The 12829-nt window shown below is 72.6% G+C and carries 10 protein-coding genes; 6 read left to right on the forward strand and 4 right to left on the reverse strand.

From position 1 onward, the window contains the following. The first annotated feature begins 150 nt into the window (after positions 1-150). Entirely contained in the window at positions 151-3693 is a 3543-nt protein-coding gene (dnaE, locus tag IF47_RS0103940) for a DNA polymerase III subunit alpha (protein WP_031506638.1), read from the forward strand. Positions 3694-3810: 117 nt separating this feature from the next. Here the strand turns inward: dnaE and IF47_RS31005 are convergent, their stop codons facing one another. Then, positions 3811-3984, reverse strand: a complete 174-nt coding sequence (locus IF47_RS31005; protein ID WP_169745194.1) for a hypothetical protein — start codon at positions 3982-3984, stop codon at positions 3811-3813. A gap of 296 nt (positions 3985-4280) precedes the next feature. On the opposite strand from IF47_RS31005, the gene IF47_RS0103950 reads away from it, so the two are divergent. The 4 genes from IF47_RS0103950 to IF47_RS27440 all read left to right on the forward strand — a co-directional run bounded on the left by IF47_RS0103950 (position 4281) and on the right by IF47_RS27440 (position 8253). After that, positions 4281-5567, forward strand: coding sequence for an NYN domain-containing protein (locus tag IF47_RS0103950; protein WP_031506639.1), 1287 nt, complete (start codon positions 4281-4283; stop codon positions 5565-5567). Positions 5568-5663: 96 nt separating this feature from the next. Beyond that, positions 5664-6632 (forward strand): ABC transporter ATP-binding protein, encoded by a 969-nt coding sequence (locus tag IF47_RS0103955; RefSeq protein WP_037731940.1) that lies wholly within the window; start codon positions 5664-5666, stop codon positions 6630-6632. Further along, positions 6629-7501: an ABC transporter permease gene (locus IF47_RS0103960; RefSeq protein ID WP_051716955.1), complete on the forward strand. Its 873-nt coding sequence runs from the start codon at positions 6629-6631 to the stop codon at positions 7499-7501. The genes IF47_RS0103955 and IF47_RS0103960 overlap by 4 nt, the downstream gene beginning before the upstream one ends. Positions 7502-7566: 65 nt before the next feature. After that, the gene (locus IF47_RS27440) at positions 7567-8253 is read left to right on the forward strand and encodes a hypothetical protein (protein ID WP_051716956.1); all 687 of its coding nucleotides are present in this window, start codon (positions 7567-7569) and stop codon (positions 8251-8253) included. A gap of 54 nt (positions 8254-8307) precedes the next feature. Here the strand turns inward: IF47_RS27440 and ybaK are convergent, their stop codons facing one another. From ybaK to IF47_RS0103980, 3 genes are all read right to left on the reverse strand, one after another. Continuing rightward, on the reverse strand, positions 8308-8808 hold the full coding sequence (gene ybaK / locus IF47_RS0103970) for a Cys-tRNA(Pro) deacylase (protein WP_031506646.1): 501 nt from the start codon (positions 8806-8808) through the stop codon (positions 8308-8310). 72 nt (positions 8809-8880) lie between these two features. Beyond that, the gene (locus IF47_RS0103975) at positions 8881-9633 is read right to left on the reverse strand and encodes an LON peptidase substrate-binding domain-containing protein (protein ID WP_031506647.1); all 753 of its coding nucleotides are present in this window, start codon (positions 9631-9633) and stop codon (positions 8881-8883) included. 84 nt (positions 9634-9717) lie between these two features. After that, positions 9718-11337, reverse strand: a complete 1620-nt coding sequence (locus IF47_RS0103980; RefSeq protein WP_031506649.1) for a hypothetical protein — start codon at positions 11335-11337, stop codon at positions 9718-9720. A 169-nt stretch (positions 11338-11506) separates the two neighbouring features. Here IF47_RS0103980 and hisD point away from each other — a divergent pair, with 169 nt between their 5' ends. Continuing rightward, a complete protein-coding gene (hisD, locus tag IF47_RS0103985) occupies positions 11507-12826 on the forward strand; it encodes a histidinol dehydrogenase (RefSeq protein WP_031506650.1) in 1320 nt (439 codons plus the stop codon). The last annotated feature ends 3 nt before the right edge of the window (positions 12827-12829 follow it).

The following is a 12829-nucleotide window of genomic DNA, read 5'->3' on the forward strand; positions in this document are numbered from 1 at the left end:
CCCGAACGCGCCCGTGACGGGAGTGATCCGCGGGACGCGCGGGCCGGCCGGTGTCCGTCCGTGGCGGGCGGCGAGTCCCGGCGGCCCGGGACGTAGACTTCGGAGCCGTTCCAGAACCGCAGCAAGACCGTTCGTTGGAGGTCCCCCGCCGTGGCCAAGCCGCCGTTCACACACCTGCACGTACACACCCAGTACTCGCTGCTGGACGGTGCGGCGCGGCTCGGCGACATGTTCGAGGCCTGCCAGAAGATGGGCATGACGCACATCGCCATGACCGACCACGGCAACCTCCACGGGGCGTACGACTTCTTCCAGCACGCCACCAAGGCGGGCATCACGCCGATCATCGGCATCGAGGCGTACGTCGCCCCGCAGTCGCGCCGGTACAAGCGCCGCGTCCAGTGGGGCCAGCCGCACCAGAAGCGCGACGACGTCTCCGGCTCCGGCGGTTACACCCACAAGACCATCTGGGCGGCGAACAAGACCGGTCTGCACAACCTCTTCCGGCTCTCCTCCGACGCGTACATGGAGGGCTTCTTCGTCAAGTGGCCGCGCACCGACAGGGAGATGATCGCCGAGTTCTCCGAGGGACTGATCGCCTCCACCGGCTGCCCCTCGGGCGAGGTGCAGACCAGGCTGCGGCTCGGCCAGTTCGACGAGGCGCTCAAGGCCGCCGCCGAGTACCAGGACATCTTCGGCAAGGACCGGTACTTCCTGGAGCTGATGGACCACGGCATCGACATCGAGCGCCGGGTCCGCCAGGGGCTGCTGGACATCGGGAAGAAGCTGGGCATCCCGCCGCTGGTCACCAACGACAGCCACTACACCTACGAGAGCGAGGCCGAGGCCCACGACGCGCTGCTGTGCGTCCAGACCGGCAAGAACCTCTCCGACCCCGACCGCTTCCGGTTCGACGGCGCGGGCTACTTCCTGAAGTCCACGGAGGAGATGTACGCCATCGACTCCTCCGACGCCTGGCAGGAGGGCTGCCGCAACACCCTCCTGGTCGCCGAGCAGATCGACACCACCGGCTGGTTCGAGAAGCAGGACCTGATGCCCCGCTTCCCCGTCCCCGAGGGGCACACCGAGGAGTCCTGGTTCCGCGAGGAGGTCCGGCGCGGCATGCGGCGCCGGTACCCGAACGGCATCCCCGAGGACCGGCAGCGGCAGGCCGACTACGAGATGGACGTCATCGTCCAGATGGGGTTCCCCGGCTACTTCCTCGTCGTCGCCGACTTCATCATGTGGGCCAAGAACAACGGCATCGCCGTCGGTCCGGGCCGAGGTTCCGCGGCGGGCTCGATCGTGGCGTACGCGATGGGCATCACCGACCTCGACCCCATCGACCACGGCCTGATCTTCGAGCGGTTCCTCAACCCCGAGCGCGTCTCCATGCCCGACGTCGACATCGACTTCGACGAGCGCAGGCGCGGCGAGGTCATCCGCTACGTGACCGAGAAGTACGGCGCCGACAAGGTCGCCCAGATCGGCACCTACGGCACCATCAAGGCCAAGGCGGCGATCAAGGACTCCGCCCGTGTGCTGGGCTACCCGTACGCCATGGGCGACCGCATCACCAAGGCCATGCCCGCCGACGTCCTGGGCAAGGGCATCCCGCTCTCCGGCATCACCGACCCGAACCACCCGCGCTACAGCGAGGCGGCCGAGGTGAGGTCGATGTACGAGAACGAGCCGGACGTGAAGAAGGTGATCGACACCGCCCGCGGCATCGAGGGCCTGGTGCGGCAGATGGGCGTGCACGCGGCGGGCGTGATCATGTCCAGCGAGCCGCTGGTGGACCACGTGCCCGTCTTCAGCCCCAAGAACGACGGCGCGGTGGTCACCCAGTGGGACTACCCCACCTGTGAGTCGCTCGGCCTGCTGAAGATGGACTTCCTGGGCCTGCGCAACCTCACGATCATGGACGACGCCGTCAAGCTGGTGAAGGCCAACAAGGGCGTCGACATCACCCTGCTCGACCTGACGCTGGACGACCCCAAGACCTTCGAGCTGCTCCAGCGCGGCGACACCCTGGGCGTCTTCCAGTTCGACGGCGGGCCCATGCGCTCCCTGCTGCGGATGATGAAGCCCGACAACTTCGAGGACATCTCCGCGGTCTCGGCCCTGTACCGGCCCGGCCCGATGGGCATGAACTCCCACATCAACTACGCGCTGCGCAAGAACGGGCAGCAGGAGATCACCCCCATCCACCCGGAGTTGGACGAGCCCCTCAAGGAAGTCCTCGACGTCACCTACGGCCTGATCGTCTACCAGGAGCAGGTGCAGAAGGCGGCCCAGATCATCGCGGGCTACTCGCTCGGCGAAGCCGACATCCTCCGCCGCGTCATGGGCAAGAAGAAGCCCGAGGAACTGGAGAAGAACTTCACCATCTTCCAGGCGGGCGCCCGCAAGAACGGCTACAGCGACGAGGCCATCCAGGCGCTCTGGGACGTGCTGGTCCCCTTCGCCGGCTACGCCTTCAACAAGGCCCACTCCGCCGCGTACGGACTGGTCTCGTACTGGACCGCCTACCTCAAGGCCAACTACCCGGCCGAGTACATGGCGGCCCTGCTGACCTCCGTCCGCGACGACAAGGACAAGTCGGCGGTCTACCTCAACGAGTGCCGCCGCATGGGCATCAAGGTGCTGCCGCCGGACGTCAACGAGTCCGACGCGAACTTCACCCCGCGCGGTGACGACACGATCGTCTTCGGCCTGACGGCCGTGCGCAACGTCGGCCAGAACGTGGTCGACTCGATCGTCGCCTGCCGCAAGGCCAAGGGGAAGTACACCTCCTTCCCCGACTTCCTCGACAAGGTCGACGCGGTGGTGTGCAACAAGCGCACGGTCGAGTCGCTGATCAAGGCCGGTGCCTTCGACAACCTGGGCCACACCCGCAAGGGCCTGACGGCGCACTTCGAGTCGATGATCGACAACGTGGTGCAGGTCAAGCGGAAGGAGGCCGAGGGCCAGTTCGACCTCTTCGGCGGCCTGGGCGAGGGCGACGCCGACAGCGGCCCCGGCTTCGGCATGGACGTGCAGTTCCCCACCGACGAGTGGGACAAGAGCTACCTGCTCGCCCAGGAGCGGGAGATGCTCGGCCTCTACGTCTCCGACCACCCCCTGTTCGGCCTGGAGCACGTGCTGGCCGACAAGACCGACGCGGCGATCTCCCAGCTCAACGCGGGCGACTTCACCGACGGGGCGATCGTCACCATCGGCGGCATCATCTCCGGCCTCCAGCGGAAGATGACCAAGCAGGGCAACGCCTGGGCCATCGCCACCGTGGAGGACCTGGCGGGCTCGATCGACTGCATGTTCTTCCCCGCCACCTACCAACTCGTCTCCACCCAACTGGTGGAGGACGCGGTGGTCTTCGTCAAGGGCCGGCTGGACAAGCGCGAGGACGTCCCCCGGCTGGTCGCGATGGAGCTGATGGTCCCCGACCTGTCGGACGCCGCCTCCGACGCGCCCGTCACCATCACCATCCCCACGGTCAAGGTCACGCCGCCGCTGGTGGAGAAGTTGGGCGAGGTGCTCACCCAGCACCGCGGTTCGACCGAGGTGCGGGTCAAGCTCCAGGGCTCCCGCAAGACGACCGTGCTCCGGCTCGACCGGCACCGCGTCACCGCCGATCCGGCGCTCTTCGGCGACCTCAAGGCCCTGCTCGGCCCCTCCTGTCTGGCGGGTTGACCCGCTCGCGGACCCGACGCGCCGCACCCGCCCGGACCGTGCCGGGCGGGTGCGGCGCGCGTTCCGCTCCACGGGACGCCCGGGGAAGGACGCGTCCCGTCGGGTCGCGGTCGTGCCTCAGTTGTGGCCGAAGCGCCTGCGGTGCTTGCGTCCGACGTCCCCGGAGTCCGCCTGCGACGCCGACTGCGTCCGTGCCATCTGCTCGGCGGGGGTGTTCGACTGCTCCTGCGACCGGTCGACGGCGCCGCGTCCACGCCGCTGTTCGCGGTCGCCCTTCTTGCGCTTGCCCATGATCTCCTCCTGTGGCGGATCTCGGAACGATGGGCCGTGCTCAGAGCCTCGCACGCATCCGCACAACGCGCATGTCGGACAATTGCCCTGAGTAATCGGCCTTCTGGGACGGGCGGTCCGTCCCGTACCGTGGACACAGGCCCCCCGCCACGCCGAAGATCGAGTCCGAGCCGACAAGCCCAGCACGGTCGGGCAGACTCGAAACGGACCCGAGACAGACGCACCGCGACCGAACGGGCACCTTCGGTCACGGTGGTTGAGCCGGGCGTGCCGGTCGTACCGAGAGTGGGTGGAGCGTGGATCGCTGCGTCGTCCTGGTGGACGCCGGGTACCTCCTGGGCGCCGCCGCGAGCCTCCTGGCGGGAGAACCCGCGCGCTCCCGGATCACCGTGGACCACTCCGTCCTCATCCAGGGACTGCGCGAACGCGCCGAGGAGGACACCGGCTGCCGACTGCTGCGCATCTACTGGTTCGACGGAGCCCCCGACCGGGTCCCCCAGCCCGAACACCGGCGCCTGCGGGTGATGCCGCGCGTCACCGTGCGGCTCGGCGCGCTCACGCGCAGCGAGGGACGGTGGGCGCAGAAGGGCGTGGACGCCGCCATGCACGCCGAGCTCACCGAACTGGCGCGCAACCGCGCCTGCTCCGACATCGTGCTGGTCACCGGCGACGGCGATCTGCTGCCCGGCCTGATGTCCGCCAAGGAACACGGCGTCGCCGTCCACCTGTGGGCCGTCCAGGCCGCCGACGGCGACTACAACCAGTCCGAGGACCTGGTCGCCGAGGCCGACGAGCGGCGCGTTCTGGACCGGGTCTGGATCACCCGGGCCGTCCGGGCCAGGGACGTCACCGGGGTCTGCCCGCCGCGCCCCGACACCCGGCCCGAGATCGCCGCCATCCTCTCCGCCCCCCTGCCCGAGCCTCCCCCCGCCTCCGACGGCGGGACGCCCGTGACGGCCGGCGCCGGCCCGGACACGGAGCGCACGGAACCGAGCGCCGCCGCCCCCGCCGCCGCGCCCGCCTCCGCCGGGAACGGCACCCGGCCCGCCGCCGACGAACGCCCCGGCGACAGCGCACCGGCCAAGGGCGTGCCCACCCCCAAGGACCTGGCCGGACTCGGCCGTCCCGCCGCCCACGCCCCGCACACCCCCACCGCCCCCGCGAGCGCCACCCTGCGCTGGTCCTCCGACCGGGGCTGGGTGGACCGCGGCGCCCCCGGCGAGTCCCCGGAGGCCGCCGCCCTGCCGACGCTCGCCCAGCTCACCACCGCCGAGCAGCGCTGGGCCGACCGGGAGGAGGACATCACCACCGTCAGCGGCGACCCCTACGAGGTCGGCCAGGTCTTCGCCCGCCGCTGGATCGACCGGCTCACCACCCCCGTGCACCTGAGGACCCTCTCCGCGGAGTACCCCCGCATCCCGCACCGCATCGACGGGGAACTGCTCCGCTACGCGGCGCGCTTCGGCCTGCTGGCGCACAAGGACGACCAGATCGACGAGCGCGACCGCTACGCGATCCGCGCCGGCTTCTGGCGCGAGGTGGACGCCCGCACGTCGGGTGAACGCGCACCCGCCGGCGAGTGAGGCGGACGCGAGCGCGTACCCTCGTAGCTCGTGAGGACGGGCACAGCGACGGGCGCAGCACGGGTGGTGGACGCGGAGGCACCGGCGGGGACCGCCGTGAGCGTTCACGACCTGGTCAAGACCTATCCGGCCCGGCGCGGGCGGCGCGGCGCCCCCGACACCCCGGCCGTACGAGCCAGCGACGGCGTCAGCCTGACCGTCCGGCACGGCGAGGTCTTCGGCCTCCTCGGCCCGAACGGCGCCGGGAAGTCCACCCTGGTGCGGCAGCTCACCGGGCTGCTGCGACCGGACTCCGGGCGCGTCGACGTCCTCGGCCACGACCTGGTCCGCCACCCGCGGCGGGCGGCCCGGCTGCTGGCCTACCTCGGACAGGAGTCCACCGCGCTGGACGAGCTGACCGTGTCGCTGGCCGCCGAGACCACCGGACGGCTGCGCGGCCTGGACGCCGTCACCGCGCGCCGCGAGCGCGACGCCGTCCTGGAGGAGCTGGGACTGGGCCCCCTGGCCGACCGCCCGCTGAAGAGGCTCTCCGGCGGTCAGCGCCGGCTGGCCTGCGTGGCGGCGACCCTGGTGGGGGAGCGGCCCCTGCTGGTGCTGGACGAGCCGACGACCGGCATGGACCCCGTGGCGCGGCGCGCGGTGTGGGCCGCGATCGACCGCCGGCGGGCCGAGCACGGCGCCACGGTGATCCTGGTGACCCACAACGTCATCGAGGCCGAACTGGTCCTGGACCGGGTGGCCGTCATGGACCGCGGCCGGGCGATCGCCTGCGACACCCCCGCCGGGCTGAAGGCCAGGGTCGGCGAGGAGGTGCGGCTGGACCTGGTGTGGCGCGACCGGCCGCCGCTGGAGGTGCCCGAGGTGGCCGCTCTGCAGGGGGCCGCCACGGCCACCGGCCGCCGCTGGACGCTGCGGTTGCCGCCGGCGGAGGCGCGCGCGGCGGTCGCCGCCGTCACCGGCGGCCCGGCGTTCGCCGCGCTGGACGACTTCACGCTGGCCACGCCGAGCCTGGAGGACGTGTACCTGGCCCTGGGCGGACACACGGAAGGTCTGGTGAGGACGTGAGCACCGCGGCGTCGGCGACTCCGGAGGACACGGCGAGGGAGCAGGACGCACAGGCGTCCGACCCCCGCCCCGTCCCGCGCTCCGACCGGCCGGCGAACCGTCCCGAGGTCGCCCCGCTCGCGCCCGGCGCGGGCCTGTGGCCCGCCCTGGCGGCCGTCTACCGGGCGCAGCTCTCCCGCGCGCGGGTGGCGCGCATCCCCCTGCTCTTCGTGGCCACCTTCCAGTCCCTGGGCATCATGATCCTGATGCGCGGGGTCGTGGACGGCGGCCCCGGCGACGAGGCACGGGCCGTGGTGGCCGGATCGAGCGTGCTGGTCGTCGCCTTCGTCGCCCTGAACCTCCTCGCCCAGTACTTCGGGCATCTGAGGGCCTCGGGCGGACTCGACCACTACGCCACCCTGCCGGTGCCCCCCACGGCCGTGGTGCTGGGGGCGGCGGGCGCCTACGCCTCCTTCACGGTGCCCGGCGTGGTGGTCACCGCCGTGGTCGGCGCCCTGCTCTACCAGCTCCCGCTGAGCGGACTGTGGGTGCTGGCGGCGGTGGTGCCGCTGTCCGGCGCGGCCCTCGCCGGGCTCGGAGCCGCCCTCGGCCTGCTCGCGCCGCGTCAGGAACTCGCCACGCTCTGCGGACAATTGGGCATGTCGGCCGCGCTGCTGCTGGGCGTGCTCCCGGCCGGCGGGCTGCCGGAGGCGGTGCGCTGGGTGAGGGACCTGCTGCCCTCCACGTACGGCGTGGAGGCGCTGGCGGCGGCCTTCGAACCCAGCCCGCACTGGGCCCGGGTCGCCGGCGACCTGGGGGTGTGCGCGGCGGTCGGGGCCGTCTCGCTGGCCGTCGCCACCTGGGCGTACCGGCGTGCCGCCGTCCGCTGACACCCCGTGACGCCGAGTCGGGGCCTGCCCGGCACTCCGACGGCCGAACCTGGCACGATGGCAGGGTGACCGCACCGACACCGCCCTCTCCGAGCAACGAACCCTCCCGGTCGGCCCACTCCCACGACCCGTGGGGGCCCCCGCCCGACGGCGCGGTGGCCGGTCCGGGCACCGGAGGGGAGGAGGCGGACGGGATCTCGCCCCGCCGGGAGGCGCGCGACGCCGCGCTGGTGGCGGTCGCCGTGGCGGCCGTCGGGGTGGTGCTCGGGCTGCTGTGGCTGTGGCTGGCCCCGCGGGTCCCGCTGATCTCCGACGGCACGGCCGTCTACCTCAAGGACGCCGAGGGCGAGGAGTCGGTCGGCGTCGACGGCATGTTCGCCCTGTCGGCCCTGGGCATCGGCGTGCTGACCGGCGCCGTCGTCTTCCTCATGCGGCGCCGGGGCGGGATCGGCGTGCCGGTGGGGCTGGCGGTCGGCGCGCTGCTGGGCTCGGTGCTGGCCTGGCGGCTGGGCGTCTGGCTCGGCCCGGAGCAGGACGTGGTCGCCCACGCCAAGGCGGTGGGCGAGGGGAAGGTCTTCGACGCCCCGCTGGAGCTGAGGGCCAAGGGCACCCTGCTGGTGTGGCCGTTCGCCGCGCTGCTGGCGCACCTGGGCCTCACGGCGCTGTTCGGCCCCCGCGACCCCGAACCCGACCCCGTCCTCCACCCCATGTGGGGGCCGCCGAGGGATGGGAACGCGCCCGGGGGCGTGTGACGGACGCGGGACGGACGCGTGAGGCGGCGCGCGGTGCGCGCCGCCGGATGGGGCTCAGCAGCGGGCGATCGGCGCCGTGACGGCGCCGGTGAGCCGCACCAGGTCCGCGGGGGCCAGTTCGATCTCCAGCCCTCGGCGCCCGGCCGAGACGCAGATCGTCCCGTGCCGCTCGGCGGAGGCGTCCACCACCGTCGGCAGCGCCTTGCGCGAGCCCAACGGCGAGATCCCGCCGCGCACGTAGCCCGTGACGCGTTCGGCCAGGGCCGGGTCCGCCATCGCCGCCCGCTTGCCGCCGACCGCCGCCGCCAGCGCCTTGAGGTCCAGCGAACCGCAGACGGGGACGACCGCGACGGTCAGCGCGCCGTCGACGTCCGCGACGAGCGTCTTGAACACCCGCTCCGGAGCCACGCCGAGCGCCTCCGCCGCCTCCTGGCCGTAGGAGGGCGCGGCGGGATCGTGCTCGTAGGAGCGGAGCGTGAAGGCCACGCCCGCCTTCGTGGCGGCCACCGTCGCCGGAGTGCCGCCGGAACCGGACTTCGGTTTCTTCCTCGCCACGCCTTGCACGCCTCGCATCGCCGATCACCGTGGAACCGCGTCGACCGGCCCGCGCCGGGCCGGGAGCGGTGTTCAGTTGGGACTGGTCGGCAGGCGGGTCAGCTCCGCCGCCGGAACCGACGGGAGCCTACCGATCAGCGCCGTCTCGCGCCGCAGGATCCTCAGCTCGTCCGCCAGCCGGGTGGCGGTGTCCGGCGCCTGGAGGAGCCGCTGCTTGGTCGGGGTGTCCAGGACGGTGGCGGCGGCGACCAGGTACGACACCACCGAGGGGTCGTCCGGCAACTCCTGCCCGCCGGCCAGCGTCCGCTCCCGCGCGCCGGCGAGCTGCTTCTGGTAGGCGCGGAACGCCCGCAGCACTCCGGAGGCGAGCGCGCCGGCCCCCTCACCGTCCTCCTCGGGCATCTCCTCGACCTCGCCGACCAGGTACGGGCCCGAGGCGTCGACCGACAGCAGCCGGAAGCGGATGGTCCCGGTGGCGAGCACCTCGTAGCCGTCCTCACCGCCCTCCTCGGGACGCTCGCGGATGGTCGCGACGTCGGCGGCGCAGCCCACCGTGTGAAAGGCCCGTATCGGATCGGGGCCGAAGCCCGCGGCCGGACCGGTCAGGGACGGCGCCGTGGGATCGGGCATCCCCACGGCGGTGGGCGCCACCTCACGACCGTCCCGGATGGCGACCACCCCGAAGCGGCGCGGCGCGTCCTCCGGAATCGCCAGCAGATCGCGCACCAGCGCGCGGTAGCGCTGTTCGAAGACGTTCAGCGGCAGCACCAGTCCCGGGAACAGCACGGTGTTGAGGGGGAAGAGCGGCAGACGGGTGGTGGTCACAATCGGCAGCCTAAGCCCTCGCCGCCGCGCGCACGGCGCCGCCGTCCGTCACTCTCCCGCGCCTCACCGCCGTCACCGCCGCCGTCACTGCCGCCGCAGCAGCCGGGTGGCCCCGGCGGCGACCGTGGTGGCCAGCACCCACCCGAGGAGGATCATCGCCGCGGCAGCCCACTGGTAGGCCCCCTCGGGCCTCCAGTGGGAGTCCTGGCCGAGATCCATCACCGGCAGCAGCAAGTCCAGGACGTACAGCGGAGCGTTCCACTGCGGCGACTCCCCGGGCTTGAGGGGCTCCGGCGGGTCCTGGGCGAAGTACAGCGTCCCCGAGGCCCACAGGAGCGCCATCCACAGCGCGGCCTGCCCCGGCCGGTAGCCGTAGGCGACCGTCCAGTCCTGCAGGTATCCCCAGAGCTTCGCGGCCGGCGGCAGCGTCTCGCGGCGACGGCGCTGCTTGGCCAGCAGGACGGCGCGCGCGTCCGCGTCCTCCCCGCTGTTGCGCATCACGGCCGCCAACTGCTCGTACGGCTCGGGCGCGTACTCCGGCGTCGCCGTCGCCAGCCACTCCAGCCGCTGGGCGAGGGTGAACGGCCCGCGGGGTATCAGGTTCTGGTAGGTGAACCCGGCCATCCACAGGCCCTCGCCCACCGGCCAGCTCTCCACCCTGTCCACCAGGTTGTCCACCGTCGCCCCCGCGAGCACCACCCGACCGTTCCCGGGCCGCTCGGGCGTGAAGCACAGCTCCGGCGTCTGGATGCGGCGCAGCGACAGCTCCTGGTCGCGCTCCAGGTGGAAGCGGGCGTCGTCCAGCACCAGGGAGTCCCCGAACTTCCCGTCGTCCAGCTTCATCCCGCCCGTGCACTCGAAGCGCTTGACGCGCCGCGTCAGGTGGCTGTCGCTCCCCCTCGGGGGCCAGGGGATGCCGTTGGGCGGGGTGGCGCCGTGGACCACCGGCAGATGGTGCGGGCCGGAGGTGGCGAAGTGCGCGAAGTGCTCCACGGTCATCTGCGGGGCGTACAGCGCGTACTGCCCGCCGTGGTTGCGCAGGACGCTGCCGTACATGAACAGCGAGCCGCCTATCTCCGCGCCGCGCAGGCTCACCTCCCCGGACGCCAGCACCAGACTGGCCTGGAGATCCTGGGCGACCTGGAGCCCGTCGGCGGAGAACGACCGCGCCCGACCGCCGCTGCCGACCGTGAGCTCGTTCATCAGTAGATCCGTGCCGATGGAGGCGTCGGTGAGCCGGACACCGCCGGGGATGGTGCAGCGCGGCAGGTGGAGGTCGCCCTCGGTGCTCATCCGGGAGGCCTCCAGCCGGGGTATGCGGCAGTCGACCATCCGGGCCGTGATCAGCCGGCACTCGTGCAGCAGCACCTCCTGCTCGAAGCGGCACTGCTTGAACTCGACGTACGGCTCGACCGTCCCGCCGGACAGGTCCAGCCGCCCGGTGACGTACGCGCCGGTCAACTGGAGGGAGGCGACACGCCCGAGCAGCGGGGGTGGTCCGTGGAGCAGCAACAGGGCGACGACCCGGGCCCGCACCGTCCGCCGCGGCCCCCACTCGTGGTCGCCGTTCGGGTCGTCCAGCTCGGCCTCGCCCGAGCGCAGGTCGTGCTCGCTTCCGTTGCGGAAGGCCTGCCACAGGCCCCATTCCGCGGTGGTCAGCCGCAGTCCGGGCGGCGGTTCCCCGGTGGTGAGAGACTCGCTCACGACAACTTTCCCCCAAGTCACAGGTGGCACTGGGTAACGGTACGAACGCTATCGGTCGCCACTGACATCAGGATGCCCCTTCCGGTCGCTCGCGTATCACGCACTGATACGACGGGACGGGCACCGGATCACGTCTGAGACACTGGTACACGTGCTTCGATCCGTATCCATGACCCGACTCGACCTGCGCGGCCGCGACCTCGCCGCGGACGGGGTCGACCGGGACCTGCTGCCCCGAGCCGAACTCGACGTCGAGGCCGCCCTGGAGAAGGTGCGGCCGATCTGCGACGCCGTGCACCATCGCGGCACGGCGGCGGTGATCGAGTACAACGAGCGCTTCGACGGGGTGCGGCTGGAGCGCGTCCGGGTTCCGGCCGAGGCCCTGGAGAAGGCCCTGAAGGAGCTCGACCCGGCGGTGCGCGAGGCGCTGGAGGAGTCCATCCGCCGCGCCCGGATCGTCCACCGCGACCAGCGGCGCACCGACTCCACCGTCCGCGTCGTCCCCGGCGGCACCGTCACCGAGCGGTGGGTGCCGGTCGAGCGCGTGGGCCTGTACGTGCCCGGCGGGCGGGCCGTCTACCCCTCGTCGGTCGTGATGAACGTGGTGCCCGCGCAGGAGGCCGAGGTCGGCTCGCTGGCCGTCGCCTCGCCCCCGCAGAAGGAGTTCGACGGGCTGCCGCACCCCACGATCCTGGCCGCCTGCGCCCTGCTGGGCGTCGACGAGGTGTACGCCGCCGGCGGCGCCCAGGCCATCGCGATGTTCGCCTACGGCACCGAGGAGTGCCCGCCCGTCCACCTGGTCACCGGCCCGGGCAACATCTGGGTCGCCGCCGCCAAGCGCCTGCTCAAGGGCCGCATCGGCATCGACTCCGAGGCCGGCCCCACCGAGATCGCCATCCTCGCCGACGACACCGCCGACGCCCGCCACGTCGCCGCCGACCTGATCAGCCAGGCCGAGCACGACACCCTGGCCGCGGCCGTCCTCGTCACGCCCTCCGAGGCCCTGGCCGACGCCGTGGACTCCGAGCTGACCTCGCAGGTGGCCGCCACCAAGCACGCCGAACGCATCGCCGAGGCCCTGGCCGGACGGCAGTCCGGCACCATCCTGGTGGACGACCTGGACCAGGGCCTGGCCGTGGTGGACGCCTACGCCGCCGAACACCTGGAGATCCAGACCGAGAACGCGGCCGAGGTCGCCGCCCGGGTCCGCAACGCGGGCGCGGTCTTCGTCGGCCCCTGGGCCCCGGTCTCCCTCGGCGACTACTGCGCCGGCTCCAACCACGTGCTGCCCACCGGCGGCTGCGCCTGCCACTCCTCCGGCCTGTCCGTGCAGTCCTTCCTGCGCGGCATCCACGTCGTGGACTACACCCGCGACGCGCTGGCCGACGTGGCCCACCACGTGGTCACCCTGGCGGAGGCCGAGGACCTGCCCGCGCACGGGGCGGCCCTCAAGGCGAGGTTCGACTGGAAGGTGCCGCAGCCCAAGTGAGCA

Source organism: Streptomyces megasporus, from assembly GCF_000718985.1.
Lineage (GTDB): Bacteria > Actinomycetota > Actinomycetes > Streptomycetales > Streptomycetaceae > Streptomyces > Streptomyces megasporus.

What these genes read in the sequence shown, in the direction of transcription:
- IF47_RS31005 (WP_169745194.1), bottom strand. Translation starts at nt 3,984, where the DNA reads ATGGGCAAGCGCAAGAAGGGCGACCGCGAACAGCGGCGTGGACGCGGC.
- hisD (WP_031506650.1), top strand. Translation starts at nt 11,507, where the DNA reads ATGACCCGACTCGACCTGCGCGGCCGCGACCTCGCCGCGGACGGGGTC.